Raw genomic sequence first — 23,500 nt, 5'->3', positions numbered from 1 at the left:
AAACTCCCGGGATCGGCGATCGAGCGCCCATAGAGCCGCTCATACCCCGACGCGTCGTAACGCGCCTCCTTCGCCCATTCTGCGGGAACTGGATGAATCTCGCCGGTCATTGCCTCTCCTCTCGAGGCCGGAGCTGTAGTTTCCGGCCCGGAAAAGGCAACGCCAACAGCGCTTTCGCGACCTTAAGCTGCCGTGATAGCGATCTCAGACAAAGGTCCGTGCGGATCAGGCCTTGGAATTGGCATATTCCTGCGTGCCATGGGTGATCACCTGATCGCCCTCCACAAGCTCGGCGACGGAGATGTCGGGCTGGGCCAGGATCTCGCCATAGAGCGGCGCGAAATCGGTTTCGACCGTCGCCTGGAGCAGCGTTTCGAAGCTGGGGATGACGAAATAATTCTGCTGGAAATCGTCGATCCGGTACTCCGTCCGCATCACCCGCTTGAGATCGAAGCCGATGCGGTTGGGGCTGTTGCTCTCGAGCGCGAAATGGCTCTCGGCGGAGCTGGACACGATGCCCGAGCCATAGATGCGCAGCTCGCCCGCTTCCTCGATCAGCCCGAACTCGACCGTGTACCAATAGAGGCGCGAAAGCTGCTTGAGTGCGCCGAGCTCCATCGCCCGACCGCCGCCACGACCATAAGCCTCCATGTAATCGGCGAAGACCGGATCGGCGAGCATCGGCACATGACCGAACACGTCGTGGAACACGTCCGGTTCCTGCAGATAGTCGAGCTGATCGGGTCGGCGGATGAAATTGCCCGCGACGAAGCGGCGATTGGCCATGTGGTCGAAGAACACATCGTCCGGGACCAGACCGGGCACGGCGACGACCTGCCAGCCGGTGAGCTTCATCAGCCGCTCGGACAATTCCTCGAAATTCGGAATGCCGCCGTCGGAAAGCTTGAGCAGGTCGAGGCCATGCAGATACGCCTTGGACGCGCGGCCGGGCAGCAGCTTGATCTGGCGTTCGAACAGCGTGTCCCACACGGCATGTTCCTCTGCCGTGAAAGCGTCCCAATCCTGCGGGATCGTCCAGTCGGCCGCCGCACCCTCTGGCGGGCGGTCAAGAACATGGGTTTCATTCATCATTCCTCCCTATAGCATGGACCCGATCGCCACGGAAAGAAGTAACAACGGAAACTAGATAGTTGCACCGCCACGCTGGATAAATGTGTGTGCGAGCCTATCTCGGTCGAGAGTGACTGGATGACGCTGAACACCGAAGCCAAAGCCCCGCCGATGTCGGTGATGCTCGCCGAATGGCCCCGCGCGGCATGGGGCCTGTCCACCCTGCCCTTTGCCTGGCCCGAACTGATGCAGGCGCCACGCGGCGACGGCCGGCCCGTGATGCTGCTGCCGGGACTGGTCAATAGCGACATGTCGAACTTCGTCATGCGCCACTATCTCGACGCGCTGGGCTATCGCGCGCTGCCGTGGGAACTGGGCCGCAATTTCGGGCCGCGCGTGATCGGCATGGAGGGCGAGCGGCTGTTCGAGCGGATCGCGGCGATCCATGCGGAAACGGGCGAGAAAGTCACGCTGATCGGCGTCAGCCTGGGTGGGATCATGGCGCGGGTCGCGGCGCACCGGCACCCCGAACTGGTACGCGAGGTGATCACCGTCAGCTCACCCTTTGCCGGGCTGCCCAAGGCGACCAATGTGTGGCGCGTGTTCGAGCTGGCGTGCGGGCAGCGTTCGGACGATCCGGCGGTGCGCGCGTGGCTGGAGGAGGCGGCGACGCCCCTTCCCGTCCCGGCCACCGCGATCTGGAGCCGCAGCGACGGGCTGGTCAACGGGATGTGCTGTCACGAGGAAGCGACGGGCGACGCCCGATCGATCGAGGTCGTCAGCTCGCATCTGTGGGTACAGATGAAGCCCGAGGTGCTGCGCGCCATCGCCGACACGCTGGGCGGCGTGGACGCCTAATTCTTCCGGGGTTCGGGATCGCCGGCGCGGTAACCCTGATAGGGGCCGCAACTTTCTGGATCCTTGCGACAGGCCTTTTCGTGCGCCTGGCGCTCACGCCCTTCGCGAGCCTCCTGCTCACGCAGTTTGCGCCCGGCGTTGCGATCGGCTTCGTCCTGGCTGGTGGTCGCCCAATCGGCGGTCTTGCCCACCACCTTGACCGGCGCGGTGACGACATCGGCGGCGGCCTTGACCAGACAGCCGCCCGTCAACAGCGGCAGTGCGGCAACGAAGAAAATCAGACCCTTGCGCATCACGCTGTCTCCTGGCCGATCAGCGTACATGCCGATCACGCGCCTCGACGCCCTGATAGGGGAAATCGGTGAAAAAGCCATCCACCCCGGCGGCGAGATGGCGTGAAATCTCCTCACCCAGCCGTCCATGACCAGCGGGATTGATCCCGACGCGCAAGCCCGAGGGCAGGAAGAAATTCTCGGCCCGGAAGGTCCAGGGATGAACTTTCAGGCCTGCCGCATGGGCGTCCGCCACCAGCGGCGTGACGGTGCCGTCGGCCTTCACCACCATCGCCTTGTTGGGGCCGATCCCGCTGGCATAGGCGGCGACCGCCTTCAGCCCCTCGGGCGTGGTCATCGCCGCGTAGCTGGGCCGCGCGCCATCGGCCGGGCCGCCATCGGCGTCCATCAGCTGGATCAGCGGGATGCTGGTCATCCGCTTCAGCGCCTTGAGGTTGTTCACCTCGAACGACTGGATGAACACGGGCGCATCGGCGCGGTCCCAGCCCGCCGCCTTGAGCTCCGCCACCAGCACCGCTTCCAGCGGCAAACCGATCGAGGCGAAATAGGTCGGGTGCTTGGTCTCGGGATAGATGCCGATGGTGCGGCCGGTCCGCGTCGAAGCGGACTTGGCCAGCGCGATCACCTCGCCCAGCGTCGGCACCTCGAACTGCCCGTCGAACTTGGTGTTGCCGCGGCGGAGCAGCGGGAGGCGTTCCTTCGCGCGCAGCGTCTTCAACTCGGCAAGCGTGAAATCCTCGGTGAACCAGCCGGTATGCTTGGTGCCGTCGATCGTCTTGCTGGTCTTGCGGTCCCTGAACTCGGCGCGAGACGACACATCGGTGGTATCGGTGATGTCATTCTCGTGCCGGGCGACCAGATGACCGTCCTTGGTCATCACCAGATCGGGTTCGATGAAGTCGGCGCCCTGTTCGATCGCGAGCTCGTACGAGGCGAGCGTATGTTCGGGCCGCTCGCCGCTGGCGCCGCGGTGCGCGATGACGATCGGTTTGGCGGCGGGCATGATCGCATCCTTCGCGGCAGCGGGAACCGCGACCATAATCAATGCAAGCGCGGCTCGCCACATGCCCGGCATCGCCTTATCTCCCTGTGAAAGCAGGACCGGCTAATCGATTCGGATGACAGTCTAGAGGCAATGGCGGACAACGACAGCGTGATCGCGGCGGCGCGAGCCTGGGCGGGGCAGCCGATGGCGCTGGCCACCGTCGTCTCGACCTGGGGATCGGCGCCGCGCCCGCGCGGATCGCATCTGCTGGTGCATGGCGATGGACGATTCGAGGGATCGGTGTCGGGCGGGTGCGTCGAGGCGGATATCCTGACGGTCGCGGCACAGGTGATCGGCGGCGCCGGATTTCAGCGGCGGCGCTATGGCGTGGCCGATGCAGCGGCTTGGGAAGTCGGCCTGCCCTGTGGCGGCGAGATCGAAGTAATGGTGCAGCCGGTGGCACCCGACGGGTTCGATCCCGCATTGTTCGAGGCGATTGCAACCGTCCGCTCGGACGGCCGGGGGCTGGATATCGTCACCAACCTAACGAGTGGACGCAGCGGCACCGAACCAGTGGCAGGCAACACCTTCGTCAATCGCTACGAACCGCCGCGCCGCTTGCTGATCGTCGGCGCCGTGCAGATCGCGCAAGTGCTGGCCGGGCTTGCGCGCGAGCTGGGGATCGCCACCGTGGTGATCGATCCGCGCGGGCGGTTTCTGACGCCCGAGCGTTTTCCCGGCGTCACCCTCGATGACCGCTGGCCCGACGCGGCGGTAGCCGCGCTGAGACCCGATGGCGCGACCGCCGTGGTGACGCTGAGCCACGATCCCAAGATCGACGATCCCGCGCTGATTGCCGCGCTGAATGGCGGCGCCGGCTATGTCGCCGCATTGGGATCGCGCAAAAGCCATGCGGCGCGGCGAGCCCGCTTGGCCGACGCGGGACTGACCGTGGCCCAGATCGACCGGATCGATGGCCCAGCCGGGATCGATATCGGCGCGATTGGCCCGGCGGAAATCGCATTGTCGATCGCGGCGGGGATGGTCAGGCGCCTGCATGATCCGGGCTGAGCAGCTCGCATTGGTGCTGCTCGCCGCAGGGCGCTCGCAGCGGTTCGGCGCGCAGGACAAACTGATGGCGCCCTATCTGGGCCGCCCGCTGGGACTGCATGTCGTCGCCACACTGGAGACGATGCCGTTCCGCGAGCGGATCGCGGTGATCTCACAGACGAAGCTCGACCTCGCCGCGCACGGCTATCGCGTGGTGCGCAACGACGATCCGGAAGCGGGAATGAGCCGATCGCTGCGGCTCGGCGTAAAGGCCGCGATCGACAACGGTGCGGAGACGGTACTGATCGCGCTTGCCGATATGCCGCGCGTCACCGCGACGCATATCCACCGCCTGCTCGATCGCGCCGACGGGCCGGACGCGATCGTCGCATCGAGCGATGGGATCATTCCGTGCCCGCCGGCTTTGTTCAGCCGCGCGCATTTCGACGCGCTGCTGCGCGGCGAGGGGGACGCGGGCGCGCGTGACCTGATCAAACAAGGTCACCGCGTCGTGACATCCGCCGCCGAGTTGGTGGATATCGATACGCCCGAGGATCTGGCGAAGCTCAGCAATGGATAATCAGGCGCTGGCGATCGCACTGGGGCTGTTCTCGGCGCTGACGCTGGCGCTCGCCAATACCGCGGTGAAGAAGGGGCAGGACATCTTGGTCGGCCGCGCGACCTTGTCGTCGATCGCGGCGCTGCTGGTCGCGCCCTTCGCGCTGACCGTTCCCCTGCCCGACGCCGCCACATGGCAGGCGCTCGCCTGGGCGATCCCGGCGCATTTCTTCTACCAGATCTGCCTGATCCGCGCGATGCAGCGCGGCGAATTGAGCCTGGTCTTCCCGATCATGCGCGGCGCCGCTCCGCTCCTGACGGCAGGATTCGCCGTGCTCGTCTTGCGCGAGCATCTGCCCGCAATCGGCTGGGTAGGCCTGGTCATCGCGACCGGGGCGGTAATCGTGTTCGCCCTGCCCGCACGCGGCGTGTCGCTGCGCGCGCATCCCGACAAGGCGGCGATGGGCTGGGCATTGGCGACCGCGCTGGGAGTCGCACTCTACAACATGACCGACGCGCGCGGCGTGCGCGTCGCGCCCGATCCCTTCACCTATATCGTCTGGCTGTTCATGCTCGACGCGATCTGCGTGACCACCACCGCGCTGATCCTGCGCCGGCGCGAGCTGCGCCGCGCCATCGCCGAAACCTGGCGCACCGGTGCCATCGCAGGCGCGCTGTCGATCGCGTCGTTCGGGGCGGCGCTCTACGCCTATTCGCTGATCGAGGTCGCCAAGGTCTCGGCGCTGCGTGAGACCGCGGTGGTATGGGCCGCGCTGATCGGCGCGCGCTTCCTGGGCGAGGGGCTGGGCCAACGCCGCATCCTCGCCGCCATCGCGCTCGCGGGCGGGCTGGTGCTGCTCCAGTTCGGGTGAGTTACTCGTGCCGCAGCGCGTCGATCGGGTTGAGGCTCGCCGCGCGCCGCGCCGGGAAGAAGCCGAACACCACGCCGATCGCCGCGGAGATCAGGAACGCGATGACATTGATCTGAAGATCGAAGGTCCACGGCACCTGCATCAGCGGTGTGATGATCGCGATCACCAGCTGCGCGAGTGCCAGGCCGATGACCCCGCCCAGCATCGACAACACGATCGCCTCGACCAGGAATTGCAGCAGCACCTCGCTCGCGATCGCGCCGATGGCAAGGCGGATGCCGATCTCGCGCGTCCGCTCGGTCACCGACACCAGCATGATGTTCATGATGCCGATCCCGCCGACGATCAGGCTGATTCCCGCCACCGCCGCGACGATCTGGGTCAGCAGGGTCGTGGTGCCCGTCAGCGTCGCACTGATCTGCGCGGTGTCGAAGATGTTGAAATTATCCTCCGCGCCCGGCTCGATCCGCCGCCGTTCGCGCAGCAGGTCGCTCAGCGAGGACTGAACCTGCGCGCTGCTATAAGCCTGATCGACGCCCACCAGCATCAACCGGATGTCGCGATTGCCGGTGAAGCGCCGCTGCACCATCTTGATCGGCATGATGATGACATCGTCCTGATCGCCGCCGAATCCGGCCTGGCCGCGGGTCGACAGGGTGCCGATCACGTCGCACGACACATTGTTGACGCGCATCCGCTGGCCGACGGCCGGGGTGCCGCGGAACAGGTTCTGGCGCACCGTATTGCCGATGATGCACACCGACTTGCCCGCCGCTTCCTCTGCCGGCGAGAAGGTCCGCCCGGCGGTCAGCGGCCAGGGCTGGACCTTGAAGAAGTCGTTGTTGGTGCCGTTGACGGTGGTCGACCAGTTGGCGCCTTCATGGATCGCGGTGCCCGTGGTCTGTGCCTGTGGGGCGACCGCGGTGACACCGGCGATCTGCTCCTTCACCGCCTCGACGTCCGCCTCTTCGAAATCGGGTGGTCGCGGGCCGCCGCCGCCGCGCCCGAAACCCTGGCCGGGCCGCACCTGGAGGATGTTGGTGCCAAGGCTGGCGATCTGCTGCTGCACGGCGGCTGTCGTCGCCTTGCCCAACGTCACCATCGCCACCACCGCCGCGACGCCGATGATGATGCCGAGCGTGGTGAGGAACGAGCGCAGCTTGTGCCGCAGGATCGACCGGATCGCGAGGGTGAAGGTGGTACCGAGCATCTAGCGAAAATCCAATTCCGCCCCCGGAGGGGGAGGGGAACCGCCGCAGGCGGTGGAGGGGTAGTTTCGGCAAGCGACATCGCGTGAGGCGAATACCCCTCCACCAGCTTCGCCGGTCCCCCTCCCCCTCCGGGGGCGGAATGAAGAAGTGCCGCTCACGCCATCACCTTCCCGTTCCCAACCTCGGTCCGCTCGACCAGCCCGTCCTTGAAGTGGACGATGGTGTGGGCGAACGCGGCCATGTCGGGTTCGTGCGTCACCATCAGCACGGTGATGCCGCTGTCCTTGTTGAGGCTGGTGAGTAATTCCATGATCTCGACCGATCGGGCGGAATCGAGGTTGCCGGTCGGCTCGTCCGCCAACAGCACCGCCGGGCTGGTGACGATCGCGCGAGCGATGGCAACCCGCTGCTGCTGGCCGCCCGACAGTTCCGCCGGGGTATGGTCCCACCAGTCGGCGAGGCCGACCTTGTCGAGCGCCGCCATGCCCAGCTCGCGCCGCACCTTCTTGTCCTCGCCGCGATAGAGCAGCGGCAGTTCGACATTCTCCAGCGCGTTGGTGCGCGAGAGCAGGTTGAACCCCTGAAACACGAAGCCGAGATACTTGCGCCGCACCAGCGCGCGCTGGTCGCGGTCGAGCGTCTCGATATGCACGCCCTTGAACAGGAATTCCCCACTGGTCGGCACGTCGAGGCAGCCGAGGATGTTCATCGTCGTCGACTTGCCCGATCCCGACGGTCCCATCACCGCGACGAAATCGCGCTCGGCAATGTCGAGGTCGACGCCCTTGAGCGCCTGGAACGCGGTCGCACCCTCACCGAACACCTTGGTGATGTTGCGCAGGCGGATGATCGGATCGGCGTCAGCCACCCGTCGCGCCCCCGCCGCCTTGCCGCCGCTGGCCGCCGCCCGAACCGCCGGACTTGCGCTGTCCGCCACTCGAGGACTCGCCGGCATATTGGCCGGTGATGACCTCCATCCCTTGCTTGAGGTCGCCCGACAGGATTTCGGTCACCTGCCCGTTGGTGTCGCCGGTCGTCACCTCGATCGCCTGGGGCTGGCCGTCGGCGCCCTTCACATAGACGGTCTGGCGCGCGCCGCGTCCGATCGTCGCGGATTTGGTGGCGCCGCCCTGCCCACGACGGCCGCCACGCGGCACCAGCGCCCCGGCCATGCCGCCGCCGCTCGCCTGCGCATTCGCGGCCGTAGGCGTGAAGCGCAATGCCGAGTTGGGGACGAGCAGGACGTTGTTCTTCTGAAGCGTCACGATCTCCGCCGTCGCGGTCATGCCCGGACGCAGTTTCTGCTGGGCGTTGGCGACACTGAGCGTGGCGCCATAGGACACGACCTGTGCGCTGGTGGTCGATGTCGAAGTCGATGATGTGCTGCTCTGTGCCGACAGGTTGGAACCGACATCGACCCGCCGGATCACCGCCGGGAAGGTTTCGCCGGGGAAGGCATCGACGGTGAAGTTCGCCTTCTGTCCGTCCTTGACCTGGCCGACATCCGCCTCGTCGATCGCGACCTCAAGCTCCATCGCGCTCAGATCCTCGGCGATCACGAACAAAGTCGGCGTGTTGAACGACGCCGCGACGGTCTGGCCGGGATCGATCTGCCGCGCGAGGACGACGCCGTTGACGGGCGAACGGATGATCGCCTTGTCCCGCTGGGTCTGGTTCGATCGCAGCGCCGCCTGCTGCGACACCACCTGCGCCTGGCTGGCGCGCAGCGTCGCGACCGCGCGCGCGACGGCCGCGCGCGCATTGTCCATTTCGGTCTTGGCCGGAACGCGCCCGCCCGACAGGCGGCTGACTTCCTGGAACCGGGCCAGCTGCGATTGCGCCTCCGTGACGGTCGCCTGATTCTGCGCGACGGTCGCCTGCGCGGCGGCAACGGCGGCTTTACTTTGCTCAATTGTGTCGTCGAGACGCGATGGGTCGACCAGGGCGAGCGGCTGGCCGGCGGTGACGCGATCGTTCACATCGACCTCTACCTTGGTGATAAGGCCCGACAATTCCGAACCGACCTGCACCTGATTGGTCGGCGCTAACTTCCCTGTCGCCGACACGGTCACGGTAAGCGCCCCCCGCTCCACCTTCTGGGTCGCGAAGCCCGCCTGCTCGCTACTTCCAAAATATCGCCACAGGCCGAACGCCACCGCGATCACCACCAGCGCCAGCAATATCCACTTGGCGTAGCGCTGCCAGACAGGCGTCACCTTGCCGCCGAGGAATTCGTCGAGCTTGGGGTTCGCTGGTTCGGCCATCAGTTTTGTCCGCTGGTGGAGGCCGGCGCGGGGACGCGCTCCGGCGTTGGAATGGTGCCCGCGTCCCAGCCACCGCCGAGTGCGAGATAAAGCTGGATCAGCGCCGTTGCCTGATCCGAACGTGCCTGAAGCAGACCGTTGCGCGCGGAGATCAGCGCGGATTCGCTCTGGTTGAGCGTCACGAAATCGGAGAGGCCGACGCGGTAGGAGCTGCGCGACAGGATTGCGCTGTTGTTCGCGGCGTCGAGCGCGATCACGAACTCTCGCTCGCGCCGCTGCGCCGCCTGAAGCGCGACGATCGCATTTTCGACATCCTCGAGCGCGCTCAGCACCGTCTGCTTGTAGCTGTAGAAGGCGCCATCCGCCGCCGCCTGAGCCGAGCGGACCTGCGATCGGGTTCGACCAGCGTCGAAGATCGTCTGGGCGAGATTGGCGAAGACGCGGCCGGTGATGATGTCGAAGATATTACCGATGTTCGATGCGCCGGCGTCGATGCTCCCGCCCAGTGACAGCGACGGGTAGAGTTGCGCCTCGTTCACCCCGATTCGGGCCACCGCGGCGGCGAGGTTGCGTTCGGCCGAGCGGACGTCGGGGCGCTGGCGCAGCGTATCGGCGGGGATACCGACCGCGATCGCCGACGGCCCCTGCGGAACCGGTCGCACCGCCTCCATCTCGCCCTTGAGCGCGCCGGGCGTCTGCCCCGTAAGCACACCGAGCCGCGAGACCACGCTGTTGTAGCTCGCCTCGATATTGGGGATCGACGCCGCCGTCTGCGCCCGGCTGGAGCGGGCCTGCTCCTGATCCAGCGAAGATACGAGACCCGCCTGTACGCGAAAACCGGCGATCTCCAGATTGTCATCTTGGATGGCGAGGCTGTCGCGCGCATTGGCGAGCTGAGCCTGTGCCGCGCGGGCGAGGATATAGTTGCGCGCGATCTCTCCCTGGGTGGAGATCAGGACGGTCGCATAGTCATAGCCGCTGGCGTCAAGGCTCGCTCGACTCGCTTCGACCCCGCGTCGCGCACCGCCGAACAGGTCCGCCTGATAATTGACGTCGGCGCCGAGCGAGAAGCTGGAACTACCGCCCGACTGGCCGACCCCCCCCTCGGTCCGCGACGCGCCGGTGCTCGCGCTGACACCGGGCAACAGCGAGGCACGCGACTGGACCAGAGCCTCGCGCGCCTGCCGCAACCGCGCCACCGCCTGTGCCACGTCGAGATTCTGGGTCGCGGCCTCCCCGACCAGCCGGGTGAGCAGCGGATCGTCGAACGCGGTCCACCACTGGCGAAGATCCGCTTGCGCTTCCTGCCGCGCTTCAACCGAATAGGCTGGGGGCACGCCCAGCTCGGACGCGCCTTTGGGCCGATAGTCAGGCCCGGCGGCGCAACCAGCGAGCGGTAGCGCGATGAGCGTCATCAGTATCGTCGGACGGTTCATCATGCCTCCGAAACTGGTCAGGTCAGCCGGTCACGTCCATCAAAACATTGTCGCAAATTGTACGCGCCCAATCTGAACGCGCCCGAAACGATCTGGTTTCCGGACGCTACCAGCTGCCGAAACCGGGCGCGAGGCCAAGGCCGTCCGGCCCGGGCCGCGTGACTCGGTCCTGACCGTAGCGCGCGCGCTTGCGAAGCCGAAGCGCAGGCCATTCGCCCGTCGACGTCCGACCCGCGAGCCGGAGTCCCTGGCGGCGGTAGGCGTTGGCAACGCGTTCAGCCTGCGATTCCAGGAGGCCCGCCAGAACCAGCGTTCCGCCTTGAGCCAGTGCCGCGCTGATGCTTGGCGCCAGCTCGATCAACGGCCCGGCGAGGACGTTGGCGATAATGAGATCATAGGGCGCACGGTTGAGCAGCAACGGATGCTCCAGCCCCGGTGCTGCGGCGAGCGCTAGTTGCCCCATGCCGACACCCAGCGGTACGCCGTTCACGGCGGCATTCTCCGCCGTCACCTCGACCGCGACCGGATCGATATCCGATGCCGTGGCATAGGCGCGCGGCCACAAATGCATCGCGGCGAAGGCGAGCAGCCCGGTACCGGTGCCGACATCGATCAGGTTACGCACCACCTCGCCGCGTGCACGCATCCCGTCGAGCGTGCGCAGACAGCCGCTGGTGGTCTCGTGGGTGCCCGTGCCGAACGCGCGTCCGGCCTCGATCAGGAAGGTCTTGGCATCTTCAGGCACCTCACCGCGATTGGTGCCGGTATGGACATAGAAGCGCCCGGCATGCACCGGCTCGATCCCCGCCTGGCTCAGCGTCACCCAATCCTCGTCGGGCAATTTCTCGACCACCGGCTTGGCCTTGCCGGCACTGGGGACGAGCGCATGCAGCGCCGCGATCTCGGCCTTGCCGGGCTTGCTCTCGAAATAGGCCTCGATCTGCCAGGCGAGCGGATCATCGGGGATCGTCTCGCTGGTGAGCAGCACCGGCGCAGGGTCGATGCCGAGCAGCTCGGCGCTCTCGAAATCGATCGCCTCCGCCTCGTCACGGGTGCACGGGAGCGTAACCTTCCAGCTGCTCATCGCACGTAGCTCGCGCCATTCACGTCGAGCACCGCGCCGGTCATCGATGCGGGCGCCTCGAGCGCACAGAAACGGGCCATCGTCGCCACCTCCTCGGGCATTGCCACGCGACCAAGCGGAATGTCGGCCAGCAACTTATCGCCGCCACGGCTCGCCATATAGTCGTCGGCCATGCCGGTCATGGTGAAGCCGGGACAGATGGCGAAGGCGAGGATGCCTTCGCGCGCGAAACCGCGGGCGATGCTCTTGGTCATGGCGACCACCCCCGCCTTGGACGCCGCATAGTGCCAGTGCGCCGGACTGTCGCCGCGATAGGCGGCACGGCTTGCGATGTTGACGATCCGCCCGCCGCGTTTGCGCTCGTGCCAGTGGCGCACGGCCAGGCGCGAGAGCTGCGCGGCGGCGGTCAGATTGACCTGCATTGTCCGCTCCCACACCGCGAGCCATTCGTCGTCGTCGAGGTCGACCGGTGCGGCTTCGAAGATGCCGGCATTGTTGATCAGCACATCGATCCGCCCGTCGAGCTGTTCGAGCGCGGTCTCCCACAGCGCTCGCGGCGCAGTGGGATCGGTGAAGTCGGCGGGAATCCCACTGGACGTCCCCTGCCCCACCGCCTTGACGGTGGGCAGGTCGAGCGCGTTCAGGATCGCGGCGCCGATGCCCCGGCTCGCGCCGGTGACTAGAATGTTGATCGTCATGCGGCTGGACTAACGGCGAAGCCCCGCGCCGTCACCCCGTGATGATCTATGCCGCAACCGAGGACGAGAAGCTGCCGGCGGCGTCCTTGAGCTGAACCAGCCGCTCGTCGATCTCGCCGAACTCCTGCCGCAACGTGTCGATCTCGTCGGCGATACCCTTGGTGTCCTCACGGATTGTGCCGATGGTGGCGGACATGGAGTCGGCGGCAAGCGCGGTCTCGTCCACGGCGGCCGTGATCGCGGTGACGGTCTGGGCCTGGATCTCCATCGCGGTGCGGATGCGGTCGGCACTGGCCTGCACCTCCATCACCGTGTCGCGGATCGAGGCATTGGTATCGACCGTCCCCTTGGTCGCCGACTGGATCGCGGCGATCTTGGCGGCGATGTCGTCGGTCGCCCGCGCGGTCTGGTTGGCGAGGCTCTTCACCTCCTGCGCCACCACCGCGAAACCACGACCAGCATCCCCGGCTCGCGCCGCCTCGATCGTCGCGTTCAGTGCAAGAAGGTTGGTCTGCCCCGCAATGTCGCGGATCAGGCCTAGGATCGATTCGATCGACTTGGCGTGGTCGGACAGCATCTCGCTCATCGCCACCGCTTCGCCGGCCTGCGCCGACGCGCGCGTTGCGATTCCCGCCGCAGCCTCGACCTCGGTCCGTGCATCCTCGATCGCGCGGATCAGACCCGCAGCGGTATGCGCCGCCTCGCGCATCGCTACCGCCGACTGCTCCGCCGCGGCGGCAACCTCAGAGGTCTTGCCCAGCATCCCGCGCGTCGAATCCGCCGCGCCCCGCGCCTGATCGCGCACCTTGGCGCCCAAAGTCGTGGTCAGTTCGATCGTCCCCGCGATCTCACCGCGAAACTGTTCGGACCGTGCTCGCCGTTCGTTGCGCGCCAGCTCGGCGTCACGTCCACCAAGCTGCGAGGCCATGAAGTCGGCCTCGAGCAGTGACATGCGTTGCGCGACATCGACCAGCCGCGCGAACCGGACCGGATCGTCGCTCAGCCGATCCCGGATCATTCCATGCGTGCGTGCATGGGCATAGGCAAAGGCCGACAACAGCGCCGAAAGCGGGATGCGCGAGCGGTGCGCATCGTCGGCATGCTTGGACGCCATTTTGAGCCACGCCTCATCGAACGGGCGCTGGAACTTGGCGGCCATATAGATCGCGCTGGCGCGGACCTGATCGCGCATCCGCTGCCCGGTGAAATAGTCACGGACATGCGCGGTGGCGTCGAGCGAAAGATAATGGTCCCAAAAGGCCTGCGACACGGTTTCGAAATCGTCACCGACCAGCGCGGCGATCTCCGCGCAGCTCTCCCGGATCGCGCCGTCCCAGTCATAGTCCCGGATCCGTTCGGCAATGGGACGGGCGCGGCCGCTCCATTGGCCGAGCTCCTTCGCTCCGGCCATTCATTCTCTCCAGTAATTCTTATGCAGCGACTTTTGCGACGAACTCGCCCGCGCTGTTCCTCAAAGTACCCAGCTGGCCGTCAAGCGCGGCAAAGCCCTGTCCGACCCGGTCGATCTCGCTCGCGACCGACTCGGTATCCTCGCGGATCGCACCGATGGTGGCGGACATGGAGTCGGCGGCAAGCGCGGTCTCGTCCACGGCGGCCGTGATCGCGGTGACGGTCTGGGCCTGGATCTCCATCGCGGTGCGGATGCGGTCGGCACTGGCCTGCACCTCCATCACCGTGTCGCGGATCGAGGCATTGGTATCGACCGTCCCCTTGGTCGCCGACTGGATCGCGGCGATCTTGGCGGCGATGTCGTCGGTCGCCCGCGCGGTCTGGTTGGCGAGGCTCTTCACCTCCTGCGCCACCACCGCGAAACCACGACCAGCATCCCCGGCTCGCGCCGCCTCGATCGTCGCGTTCAGTGCAAGAAGGTTGGTCTGCCCCGCAATGTCGCGGATCAGGCCGAGGATCGATTCGATCGACTTGGCGTGGTCGGACAGCATCTCGCTCATCGCCACCGCTTCGCCGGCCTGCGCCGACGCGCGCGTTGCGATTCCCGCCGCAGCCTCGACCTCGGTCCGTGCATCCTCGATCGCGCGGATCAGACCCGCAGCGGTATGCGCCGCCTCGCGCATCGCTACCGCCGACTGCTCCGCCGCGGCGGCGACTTCCGACGCCTTGCCCAACATTCCGCGCGTCGCACCGGAAGTAAGTGCGGCCTGTGCACGCAGCGATTCGCCGCCGCGGGTCGCCTGTTCGACCGTCGCACCGATGGATTCACGAAACTCGGCAGCCAACAGATCGCGGGCCGCCCGCGCGCTGAATTCGACATAGGCGGTATAGAGAGTGGTATAGACCTCACACTCCATTGAGCGGAGGCGAAACAGCAGGTCGATCAGTTGCGTCAGCTCAGCCGACCCAGCGGGCAGCCGCTTATTGAGAATGTCGAGCGTCGCGCGCCCTCCGGCATCGGTCATCGACAGGATCGCGGTGAGAGAGACATCCTGCGCATAGGCCGCCGCGACCGTACGCTCCGCCGACTGCACCCAATCCAGCCCGGTCAGGTTGGTGTAGCGGTTGCGCAGGTAGGCGACGCCCAGTTCGATCATGCGGTCATGATCCTTCTGCAGGAAGTTCCTGCTCCCATCATGAAGGCGCTGCCACTGCTTCCAATGCGCGGCGGCAACCACCTCGACATCCGGCTCGATCGTCGTCCAAAGCTGCTGGGCAAGCTTGAGATCGGCGTCGCTCAGATCGAACAGACGCAGGCGCGCGCGCAGATCAATCGTCGGGCTGACGCTCTCCGGCGCCGGCATCTGCTTGTTCGCGGCTTCGCTCACGACTCACCCATCTGATTCGCACGGGCGTGAGATATTCGCGCCCCCCTTCATGCCTGGGGTAAACGGTCAACTGTTAAGGGCTGGTTAGCCACGGCCCGCTTGCATCGACCGCGTCTCTGTCTCATTAGGCGCCCAACTCGACAGGGGAACCTTGGCCTTGGCATCCGCCCGTAACGAAAACCGCCCGCTCTCGCCCCATCTCCAGGTCTGGAAATGGGGTCCGCACATGCTGGTCTCGATCCTGCACCGCGTCACCGGCTCCGGCATGGCGACGGTCGGCGCAGTCGTGTTTCTCGCCTGGCTCGGCGCGCTCGCCGGCGGCAAGGAATGCTATGACTGGTTCATGGACCTGCTGACGGTGAAATCGGGCGCGCCCAATATCGCGGGCTATATCCTGGGCATCGGCCTGACGCTCAGCTTCTTCCAGCACATGATGACCGGCATCCGCCACTTCGTGCTGGATGCGGGCGCGGCGTTCGAGCTCAAGGCCAATCGCAATTTCGCGATCCTAACGATGATCGTGTCGGTCACACTGACCGTCCTTCTGTGGGGCTATCTGAGCTATGACCGGCTGACCGCGAAGCCGGTCGTGAACGCGCCGATCGTTGTGGAGACGAAATAATGGGCAACGGAACCAGCATCGGCCGCGTCCGCGGTCTCGGATCGGCACATGAGGGCACGCATCATTGGTGGCAACAACGGCTGACCGCCGGCGCCAACCTGGCGCTTATGCTGTGGCTGATCGTCAGCCTCGTCCTGCTGCCCAGTCTCGATTACGCCACCGTCCAGGCATGGCTGTCCTCGCCGCTCGCAGCGGTGCCGATGATCCTGCTCGTCATCAGCGTCTTCTATCACCTCAAGATGGGCCTTCAGGTCGTGATCGAGGATTATGAGCGCGATGCCCGCCGCATCGTCTTCATGACCCTGCTCAACTTCTTCGCGATCGCCGCCGCGGTCTTCGCGATCTTCTCGATCCTCAAGATTTCCCTCACCGGAGCCGCCGCATAATGTCCGCAGCCTACAAGATCATCGACCACAGCTATGATGCGGTGGTCGTGGGTGCCGGCGGTTCGGGCCTGCGCGCGACCATGGGCTGCGCCGAGGCCGGTCTCAAGACCGCGTGCATCACAAAGGTGTTCCCGACCCGCAGCCACACCGTTGCGGCACAGGGCGGCATCGCCGCCTCGCTCGGCAACAACTCGCCGGACCATTGGACCTGGCACATGTTCGACACCGTCAAGGGTTCCGACTGGCTCGGCGACCAGGACGCGATCGAGTACATGGTGCGCGAAGCGCCCGCGGCCGTGATCGAGCTGGAACATGCCGGCGTGCCGTTCAGCCGCAATGACAACGGCACGATCTATCAGCGTCCGTTCGGCGGCCACATGCAGAATATGGGCGAAGGCCCGCCGGTGCAGCGCACCTGTGCCGCCGCCGACCGTACCGGCCACGCCATGCTCCACGCGCTCTATCAGCAGAGCCTGAAGTATGACGCGGACTTCTACATCGAATATTTCGCGCTCGACCTGATCATGGAGAACGGTGCCTGCCGCGGCGTCATCGCCATGTGCATGGAAGACGGTTCGATCCACCGCTTCCGCAGCCATGCCGTCGTCCTCGCGACCGGCGGCGGCGGCCGCGTCTATCAGTCGGCAACCTCGGCGCACACCTGCACCGGCGACGGCAACGGCATGGCGTTGCGCGCGGGCCTCGCGCTGCAAGACATGGAATTCGTCCAGTTCCACCCGACCGGCATCTACGGCGCGGGCGTGCTGATCACCGAGGGTGCGCGCGGCGAAGGCGGCTACCTGACCAACTCGGAAGGCGAGCGCTTCATGGAGCGCTACGCCCCCTCGGCCAAGGATCTCGCCAGCCGCGACGTCGTTGCGCGCTCGATGGCGATGGAGATCCGCGAGGGTCGCGGCGTCGGCAAGGAGAAGGACCATATCTTCCTTCACCTCGACCATATCGATCCCAAGGTGCTGGCCGAGCGGCTGCCCGGCATCACCGAGACCGGCAAGATCTTCGCCAATGTCGACCTGACCAAGAAGCCGCTGCCGGTGGTCCCAACCGTCCATTACAATATGGGCGGCATCCCGACCAACTATCACGGCGAAGTCGTGCAGCTGCGCGACGGCAACCCCGACGCGGTCGTCCCCGGCCTGTTCGCGGTCGGCGAGGCGGCCTGCGTGTCGGTGCATGGCGCCAACCGCCTCGGCTCCAACAGCCTGATCGACCTTGTCGTGTTCGGCCGCGCCACCGGCCTGCGCCTCAAGGAGACGCTCAAGCCCAACACGCCGCACAATCCGCTGCCCAAGGGTTCGGAGGAGTTCGCGCTCACCCGCCTCGACCATTTCCGCAACGCCAAGGGCGGGTCGTCGACGGCCGATATCCGCAAGGACATGCAGAAGACGATGCAGCGCCACTGCGCCGTGTTCCGCGACAGCGCGCTGCTGTCCGAGGGCGTTACCCACATGGACCAGGTCTACAAGCGGATGGAGGACATCGACGTCACCGACCGCTCGCTGATCTGGAACACCGACCTGATCGAGACGCTCGAGCTCGACAATCTGATCGGCCAGGCGCTGGTGACGATCAAGGGCGCCGAGAACCGCAAGGAAAGCCGCGGCGCGCACATGCACGAGGACTTCCCGGATCGCGACGACGCGAACTGGATGAAGCACAGCGTCGCCACCTTCGAAGGCTGGGGCGGCAAGGGCGGCGCGACGTCGATCGACTATCGCCCGGTCCATGAATACACGCTCACCGACGAGGTCGAGTACATCAAGCCGAAGAAACGGGTATACTGATCGGGCGCGGGCGCCTGTCCGCGTCACCTTGACGATCCCACAGGACGCACTCACTTTCCCCGGAACATCTCCGGGGGAAGTCGATGCGTTCGATGTTGCTGCCGTTGGTCGCCTTGCTGACGCCGCTTTCCGCGGCCTCGCAGCAATATACCCCGCCACAGCACACCGCCCCACCCCCGCCCGGCATCGCCCGCTCGACGCCGTGGGAGGTCGTCCAGCAGGCCGATGGCGGCACCCAGATCGAGCGTGACCGCCCCGCCCGCCATGCACTCGCCGAGCACCGCCGGCTGAGCAAGGCGCTCGCCCCGCTGCTCCCGCAGCGCAAGGGCGTGGTCGACGCCTATGTCCTGTCGGTCGCGCTCGACAGCGATCCGGTGTTCGGGCGGGAGGCGCGGGAAGCAGCCAGGGTATTGGCGCGCCGCTACGACGCCGCGGGCCGCACGATCACGCTGGGCGGCACCGACGGATCGGCACCCAGCCCGCTGCCGATGGGCTCGCCGGTTCATGTCGAAGCCGCGCTCGCCCGCATCGCCGAGCTGATGAACCCGGCCGAGGATGTTCTGATCCTCTATGCCACCAGCCACGGCGCGCCCTATGGCGTAGTCTATAATGACGGGGACCAGGGCTATGGCGCGATCTCCCCCACACGGCTCGCCAGACTGCTGGATACGCTCGGCATCCACCGGCGCCTGCTGATCGTCAGCGCCTGCTATTCTGGCGTGTTCGTGCCCGTCCTGTCCGGTCCGCAGACGATGATCGTCAGCGCAGCCTCCTCCGACCGCCCCTCCTTCGGCTGCGCTGCCGAGAATGACTGGACTTTCTTCGGCGATGCACTGGTCAACCGTGCGCTGCGCAAGCCCCAACCGCTGGGACCGGCCGTCACCGAAGCGCTCGGGCTGATCGCGGGTTGGGAACAGCAGGCCAATCTCCAGCCATCGCTGCCGCAGCAGAGTATTGGCGACGAGGTGAAGCGGTGGCTCGCCCCGCTCGAGGCGCGGATGCCGAAGGCCGCAACCCAACCCGTCGGGCGCCCTTCCGCGGAGGGTTTGGCGGCACTGCGGCGCTGATCTTTGACGGCTCCGCTATCGAAGCGTTTGCAGCACCGCCCCCGCTTATGTATCTGACCCCCAAATTCGAGAGGCAGCACCGCGCCTCCGCAGACACGGTACGGGGTTTCACATGGCTGATTTCGCTCTTCCCAAGAACAGCAGGATCACGAAGGGCAAGAGCCACCCGGCACCGGCCGGCGCGAGCCACACCAAGACCTTCACCATCTATCGCTACGATCCCGACTCGGGCGAGAATCCGCGCTACGACAATTTCACCATCGACCTCGACGATTGCGGCCCGATGGTTCTCGATGCGCTGATCAAGATCAAATCAGAGGTCGATCCGAGCCTGACCTTCCGCCGTTCGTGCCGTGAAGGCATCTGCGGCTCGTGCTCGATGAACATGGGCGGCAAGAACGGCCTCGCCTGCACCACCGCGATCGAGGACATCAAGGGCGACATTCGCATCACCCCGTTGCCCGCGATGGACGTGATCAAGGATCTGGTCCCCGACTTCACCCATTTCTACGCGCAATACGCGTCGATCCAGCCCTGGCTGAAGACCGTGTCGCCCCCGCCCTCGGGCAAGGAGCGGCTGCAGTCGCCGGAGGATCGCAACAAGCTCGACGGCATGTACGAGTGCATCCTGTGCGCCTGCTGCTCGACCAGCTGCCCGAGCTATTGGTGGAATAGCGACCGCTTCCTCGGCCCGGCGATCCTGCTCCAGGCCTATCGCTGGCTGGCCGACAGCCGCGACGAGGCGACCGGCGAGCGTCTGGACGAGTTGGAAGATCCCTTCCGCCTCTATCGCTGCCACACGATCATGAACTGCGCGAATGTATGCCCCAAGGGCCTCTCGCCCGCCAAGGCGATCGCGGAGATCAAGAAGATGGAAGCCGAGCGCATCGTTTGATAGCGCGCGCCGCCCTCGCCCTGCTGGCCGCGTTCGCGGTTCCCGCCGCGGCGCAGGAGGCCAAGCCGGTCGCACCCGGCATCTGGCTGATCGAGGGTGGCTATGAGCCGGGCCGCCAGCCCGACGGCAATTCAGTGCTGATCGAGGGACGGGACGGGTTGCTGCTCGTCGATACCGGCCGCCACGCCAGCCACACGGCGAAGGTCGAGGCCGCAATCGCCGCGCGCAGCAAGCCGCTCAAGCGGATCGTCAACACCCACTGGCACCTCGATCATGTCAGCGGCAACCTCGCCCTCAAGGCAAAACATCCCGGCGTTCGCGTCTCGGCCAGCGATGCGATCGACGAAGCCCTGACCGGCTTCCTCAAGCGCAGCGCCGACTCGGCCCGCCCCGCGCTCGCGTCCGGCAAGATCCCCGAACCGATGGCAAGTGAGGTACGCGGCGATCTGGCGACGTTCGAGCGCGGCAAGGAACTGCGCCCCGACGATGTTGTCCGCCAGGACGGCGCCATCGATGCGGGCGGACGAAAGATCGAACTGCATCTGGCCCGTCACGCCGCCACAGCGGGCGACGTGTGGCTCTACGATCCGAGGAGCAAGGTCCTGATCGCCGGCGATCTGGTTACCGACCCCGTCCCTTTCCTCGACACCGCCTGCCCCGACGGCTGGCGCAAGGCACTCAAGACGATCGGTGCCGTACCATTCACCATGCTGATCCCGGGGCATGGCACACCAATGAACCGCGGCGGCTTCGATGCATGGAAGCAGCGGTTCATTCGCCTTCTCGATTGCGCGCGCGGCAGCGAAAAGGCGACCTATTGCGCCGATCGGTGGCAGGACTGGCACCCCGATGGCACACCGCCTGCCGACAAGCTGCGCGTACTCTCCATGATCCCCTATTATGTCGAGCGCATCCGCAGCGGCGAACTGGACAAGAACTGCCCCAAATGAGCCAAGAGCCGCATTTCACCTTCACCGACGATCCCGAGCATCCCGGCTGGAAATGCTGGGAGCTGCGCGATCCCACCCGGTTCAACGCCTTTCTCGGCCCGATCCTGACGCGGATCGAGGACGGTAAGGCGTTGGTACGGATGGTGCCGGGGCGGGAACATTCCAACCTGCGTGATTCTACCCATGGCGGCGCGCTGCTCGGTTTCATGGACGTGGCGCTGTTCGCGGCGGCGCGCAGCTTCGGCGTGATCTCCGCGGGCGGTGCGGTGACACTCGATCTGTCGGCACAGTTCATCGGCACCAGCACCATCGGCCAGCCGATCGTCGCCGAGGTCGAGCTGCTGCGCGAGACCGGCCGGATGCTGTTCATGCGCGGGCTGGTCAAGCAGGACGCCAATGTCCTCGCCAGTTTCTCCGGTACCGTCCGCAAATCCTCGCCCAAGGCATCATGATCCGCAGCAAATGACCAAGGTTCTCGAAAAATATCACGCTCTCGTCGCCGCGGGCGAGCTTCGCGCCGATCCCGATCAGGCCACCGCCGCGCGCCGGCTCGACCATCTCGCGCACGAGCTGGAAACGGGTCCGCGCAAGGGCAGCGTGCTGTGGCGCCTCGCCCGTCGCGCGCCCGAAGCGCCCAAGGGCGTGTACATGTGGGGCGGTGTCGGGCGCGGCAAATCGATGCTGATGGACCTGCTGTTCCAGACCGTGAAGATCGACCGCAAGCGCCGCGTCCATTTCCACGAGTTCATGATCGAGGTCCACGCCCGCATTGCCGAGGAGCGCAAGAAGGAAGCGGGCGACCCGATCGTACCGGTCGCCAAGGCCCTGACCCATAATCTCCGCCTGCTCGCGTTCGACGAGATGGTGATCAATAATGCCGCCGACGCGATGATCCTCTCGCGCCTGTTCACCGCGATGATGGCCGAGGGGCTGACGGTGGTCGCGACCTCCAATCGCCCGCCCGACGATCTCTACAAGGACGGGTTGCAGCGCGATTCCTTTCTGCCCTTCATCGCGCTGCTCAAGGACAAGCTCGACGTCCTGCCGTTGAACGGCCCGACCGACTATCGCCGTGACCGCCTCGGCCTGATGGACATGTGGCTGGTCCCGAACAGCCCGGCCAACACCGCAACCCTCTCCGCCGCCTTCTTCCGCCTGACCGACTATCCGGTCGAGGACCGCGCCAATGTCCCGTCCGAAGATCTCGAGGTGCAGGGCCGCACGCTGCACGTGCCGAAGAGTCTCAAGGGCGTCGCCGTCTTCTCGTTCAAACGGCTATGTGGCGAGGCGCGCGGCGCGGCCGACTATCTCGCCATCGCGCGTCGCTATCACACCGTGATCATCGTCGGCATCCCGCGCCTGGGGCCGGAGAACCGCAACGAAGCAGCGCGCTTCGTCACGCTGATCGACGCGCTGTACGAGCACAAGGTCAAGCTGCTGGCGATGGCCGATGCATCACCGATGGACCTCTATGCGGAAGGCGACGGCAAGTTCGAATTCGAACGCACCGTCAGCCGCCTGATGGAGATGCAGTCCGAGGATTATCTGGCGCAGGGGCATGGGAGCGCGTAGCATCGCATCATGCTCGGCCGCGCCATTGCGATCATCTCAATGCTGGCGATCCTGACGGGTCTGTCCGGCTGCTCAAAGGCAACGATCGTGCAGGCGCGATTTATCGACGGACGCCTGGCATTCGTCGGCGTCGAACGAGAACTGGGGTGCATCTACGGCATCGAAGTTCGGGAACAATTGACCGGAGAGCTGGTCTGGCAGGTTGAAGAGGACTTCACGGACAGGAAATGCCTCGGCGACGATCCGCACTATTACGGCAAGGCACATCGGCAGGCGAGGACGACAGTCGCTCCGGCGAAGCTTCGCCTCGGCACAGCCTATGAAGTGAACGGCACCGCGGAGGGCTCAGACTATTTCGGCGGCGCGTTCAGGATCACGCGCGACTCACGCTACCGCATCGAGGATCTGCCGATGAAACCGCACGGGCTCACAGAGTAATCGCCGCCGCCAACTCGCCCCCCCGCCCCGTCAGGCCGTAGAGCGGCACCGGCGGAAACCGGTCCTCCAGCCGCCGTCGTACCAGATCCTGCCCGATCATCGTCTGTAGCGTGAGCGATAGCGCACGCGGCGTCACTGGCGACAGCCGCGTCTGCAGCGCGTTGAACCGCGTCCATTCGTCCTCCAGTCCGCCCGCGACCGGCAGCGTCCAGCGAGACAGATCAGGCGCCTCCAGCCCCAGTCGCACCCGCACCCCCTCGATCCGCTCGCACGCCGCGCCGATCGCGCGCCCGGCATCGCTCAGCACATATTCGGGGCGCAGCGGGTGGCCATGGCCGGGATTGGGCATCACCCAGCCCTGTTCGCGCAGATAGGCGAGCGTACGCGTCAGGCTGTTGCGCGACAGGGCGAAACGCCGCTCGATCACCGCGAAGCGCGACCCCTGCTCGCGGCTGAGCAGCGCCAGCACCGGGATCGCCCAACGGCTGGCGCTGAGCAGGTGCAGAACCGCAGGCGAAAGGACCGGATCGTTCACGGGCTTGACCATATCACAATCTACTATACAAATGGAACCATAATCAATGGAGGAT

The 23,500-nt window shown here is 66.1% G+C and carries 25 protein-coding genes; 13 read left to right on the top strand and 12 right to left on the bottom strand.

Features of this window, described 5'->3' with window-relative positions; all coding sequences use genetic code 11:
- Positions 1–225 precede the first annotated feature (225 nt).
- On the bottom strand, positions 226–1,092 hold the full coding sequence (gene phhA, locus AC07M1_RS17440) for a phenylalanine 4-monooxygenase (RefSeq protein WP_495163894.1): 867 nt from the start codon (positions 1,090–1,092) through the stop codon (positions 226–228).
- Positions 1,093–1,209: 117 nt separating this feature from the next.
- Here phhA and AC07M1_RS17435 point away from each other — a divergent pair, with 117 nt between their 5' ends.
- Complete coding sequence (locus tag AC07M1_RS17435) at positions 1,210–1,929, top strand: alpha/beta fold hydrolase (protein ID WP_495163893.1); 720 nt, start codon at positions 1,210–1,212, stop codon at positions 1,927–1,929.
- On the opposite strand, the gene AC07M1_RS17430 is transcribed toward AC07M1_RS17435, so the two are convergent.
- Together AC07M1_RS17430 and AC07M1_RS17425 are read right to left on the bottom strand one after the other, a co-directional pair.
- The gene (locus AC07M1_RS17430) at positions 1,926–2,222 is read right to left on the bottom strand and encodes a hypothetical protein (RefSeq protein WP_495163892.1); all 297 of its coding nucleotides are present in this window, start codon (positions 2,220–2,222) and stop codon (positions 1,926–1,928) included. The two genes, AC07M1_RS17435 and AC07M1_RS17430, sit on opposite strands and share 4 nt — an antisense overlap.
- A gap of 19 nt (positions 2,223–2,241) precedes the next feature.
- Positions 2,242–3,225: a glycerophosphodiester phosphodiesterase gene (locus tag AC07M1_RS17425; protein ID WP_495163891.1), complete on the bottom strand. Its 984-nt coding sequence runs from the start codon at positions 3,223–3,225 to the stop codon at positions 2,242–2,244.
- Between the two features lie 132 nt (positions 3,226–3,357).
- Here AC07M1_RS17425 and AC07M1_RS17420 point away from each other — a divergent pair, with 132 nt between their 5' ends.
- From AC07M1_RS17420 to AC07M1_RS17410, 3 genes are read left to right on the top strand one after another with little or no spacing between them, the layout of a single operon-like run.
- Complete coding sequence (locus tag AC07M1_RS17420) at positions 3,358–4,278, top strand: XdhC family protein (RefSeq protein ID WP_495163890.1); 921 nt, start codon at positions 3,358–3,360, stop codon at positions 4,276–4,278.
- Complete coding sequence (locus AC07M1_RS17415) at positions 4,265–4,837, top strand: nucleotidyltransferase family protein (RefSeq protein ID WP_495163889.1); 573 nt, start codon at positions 4,265–4,267, stop codon at positions 4,835–4,837. Before AC07M1_RS17420 ends, AC07M1_RS17415 begins: the two co-directional genes overlap by 14 nt.
- Entirely contained in the window at positions 4,830–5,687 is an 858-nt protein-coding gene (locus AC07M1_RS17410; RefSeq protein WP_495163888.1) for an EamA family transporter, read from the top strand. The genes AC07M1_RS17415 and AC07M1_RS17410 overlap by 8 nt, the downstream gene beginning before the upstream one ends.
- A 1-nt stretch (position 5,688) precedes the next feature.
- Here the strand turns inward: AC07M1_RS17410 and AC07M1_RS17405 are convergent, their stop codons facing one another.
- From AC07M1_RS17405 to AC07M1_RS17370, 8 genes are all read right to left on the bottom strand, one after another.
- Positions 5,689–6,897: an ABC transporter permease gene (locus AC07M1_RS17405; RefSeq protein WP_495163887.1), complete on the bottom strand. Its 1,209-nt coding sequence runs from the start codon at positions 6,895–6,897 to the stop codon at positions 5,689–5,691.
- A 155-nt stretch (positions 6,898–7,052) separates the two neighbouring features.
- Positions 7,053–7,853: an ABC transporter ATP-binding protein gene (locus tag AC07M1_RS17400; RefSeq protein ID WP_495163886.1), complete on the bottom strand. Its 801-nt coding sequence runs from the start codon at positions 7,851–7,853 to the stop codon at positions 7,053–7,055.
- Positions 7,759–9,162 (bottom strand): efflux RND transporter periplasmic adaptor subunit, encoded by a 1,404-nt coding sequence (locus tag AC07M1_RS17395; RefSeq protein WP_495163885.1) that lies wholly within the window; start codon positions 9,160–9,162, stop codon positions 7,759–7,761. The genes AC07M1_RS17400 and AC07M1_RS17395 overlap by 95 nt, the downstream gene beginning before the upstream one ends.
- Positions 9,162–10,598, bottom strand: a complete 1,437-nt coding sequence (locus tag AC07M1_RS17390; RefSeq protein WP_495163884.1) for an efflux transporter outer membrane subunit — start codon at positions 10,596–10,598, stop codon at positions 9,162–9,164. Before AC07M1_RS17390 ends, AC07M1_RS17395 begins: the two co-directional genes overlap by 1 nt.
- A gap of 106 nt (positions 10,599–10,704) precedes the next feature.
- A complete protein-coding gene (locus tag AC07M1_RS17385; RefSeq protein ID WP_495163883.1) occupies positions 10,705–11,682 on the bottom strand; it encodes a 50S ribosomal protein L11 methyltransferase in 978 nt (325 codons plus the stop codon).
- Positions 11,679–12,380, bottom strand: a complete 702-nt coding sequence (locus AC07M1_RS17380; RefSeq protein WP_495163882.1) for an SDR family NAD(P)-dependent oxidoreductase — start codon at positions 12,378–12,380, stop codon at positions 11,679–11,681. Before AC07M1_RS17380 ends, AC07M1_RS17385 begins: the two co-directional genes overlap by 4 nt.
- A gap of 46 nt (positions 12,381–12,426) precedes the next feature.
- Positions 12,427–13,791: a methyl-accepting chemotaxis protein gene (locus AC07M1_RS17375; RefSeq protein WP_495163881.1), complete on the bottom strand. Its 1,365-nt coding sequence runs from the start codon at positions 13,789–13,791 to the stop codon at positions 12,427–12,429.
- A 19-nt stretch (positions 13,792–13,810) separates the two neighbouring features.
- Positions 13,811–15,154 (bottom strand): methyl-accepting chemotaxis protein, encoded by a 1,344-nt coding sequence (locus AC07M1_RS17370; protein ID WP_495163906.1) that lies wholly within the window; start codon positions 15,152–15,154, stop codon positions 13,811–13,813.
- 175 nt (positions 15,155–15,329) lie between these two features.
- Between AC07M1_RS17370 and sdhC the strand changes: the two genes are divergently transcribed.
- The 9 genes from sdhC (at position 15,330) to AC07M1_RS17325 (ending at position 22,910) form a co-directional block, all read left to right on the top strand.
- Positions 15,330–15,800, top strand: a complete 471-nt coding sequence (gene sdhC, locus AC07M1_RS17365; protein WP_495163880.1) for a succinate dehydrogenase, cytochrome b556 subunit — start codon at positions 15,330–15,332, stop codon at positions 15,798–15,800.
- Positions 15,800–16,186: a succinate dehydrogenase, hydrophobic membrane anchor protein gene (sdhD, locus tag AC07M1_RS17360; protein WP_495163879.1), complete on the top strand. Its 387-nt coding sequence runs from the start codon at positions 15,800–15,802 to the stop codon at positions 16,184–16,186. Before sdhC ends, sdhD begins: the two co-directional genes overlap by 1 nt.
- On the top strand, positions 16,186–17,988 hold the full coding sequence (gene sdhA / locus AC07M1_RS17355; RefSeq protein WP_495163878.1) for a succinate dehydrogenase flavoprotein subunit: 1,803 nt from the start codon (positions 16,186–16,188) through the stop codon (positions 17,986–17,988). Before sdhD ends, sdhA begins: the two co-directional genes overlap by 1 nt.
- Before the next feature lie 83 nt (positions 17,989–18,071).
- Positions 18,072–19,055, top strand: a complete 984-nt coding sequence (locus AC07M1_RS17350; protein WP_495163877.1) for a C13 family peptidase — start codon at positions 18,072–18,074, stop codon at positions 19,053–19,055.
- Between the two features lie 112 nt (positions 19,056–19,167).
- Positions 19,168–19,950, top strand: a complete 783-nt coding sequence (locus AC07M1_RS17345; protein WP_495163876.1) for a succinate dehydrogenase iron-sulfur subunit — start codon at positions 19,168–19,170, stop codon at positions 19,948–19,950.
- Positions 19,947–20,900: an MBL fold metallo-hydrolase gene (locus AC07M1_RS17340; RefSeq protein ID WP_495163875.1), complete on the top strand. Its 954-nt coding sequence runs from the start codon at positions 19,947–19,949 to the stop codon at positions 20,898–20,900. The genes AC07M1_RS17345 and AC07M1_RS17340 overlap by 4 nt, the downstream gene beginning before the upstream one ends.
- Positions 20,897–21,352 (top strand): PaaI family thioesterase, encoded by a 456-nt coding sequence (locus AC07M1_RS17335; RefSeq protein ID WP_495163874.1) that lies wholly within the window; start codon positions 20,897–20,899, stop codon positions 21,350–21,352. The genes AC07M1_RS17340 and AC07M1_RS17335 overlap by 4 nt, the downstream gene beginning before the upstream one ends.
- A gap of 10 nt (positions 21,353–21,362) precedes the next feature.
- Positions 21,363–22,472 (top strand): cell division protein ZapE, encoded by a 1,110-nt coding sequence (gene zapE / locus AC07M1_RS17330; protein WP_495163873.1) that lies wholly within the window; start codon positions 21,363–21,365, stop codon positions 22,470–22,472.
- 9 nt (positions 22,473–22,481) lie between these two features.
- Complete coding sequence (locus AC07M1_RS17325; protein ID WP_495163872.1) at positions 22,482–22,910, top strand: hypothetical protein; 429 nt, start codon at positions 22,482–22,484, stop codon at positions 22,908–22,910.
- On the opposite strand, the gene AC07M1_RS17320 is transcribed toward AC07M1_RS17325, so the two are convergent.
- On the bottom strand, positions 22,900–23,445 hold the full coding sequence (locus tag AC07M1_RS17320) for a winged helix-turn-helix transcriptional regulator (RefSeq protein WP_495163871.1): 546 nt from the start codon (positions 23,443–23,445) through the stop codon (positions 22,900–22,902). The two genes, AC07M1_RS17325 and AC07M1_RS17320, sit on opposite strands and share 11 nt — an antisense overlap.
- Between the last annotated feature and the right edge of the window lie 55 nt (positions 23,446–23,500).

The sequence above is a fragment of the Sphingomonas sp. GW821-FHT10C01 genome (assembly GCF_059415525.1).
This window is presented reverse-complemented; position numbering and strand designations above follow the sequence as displayed.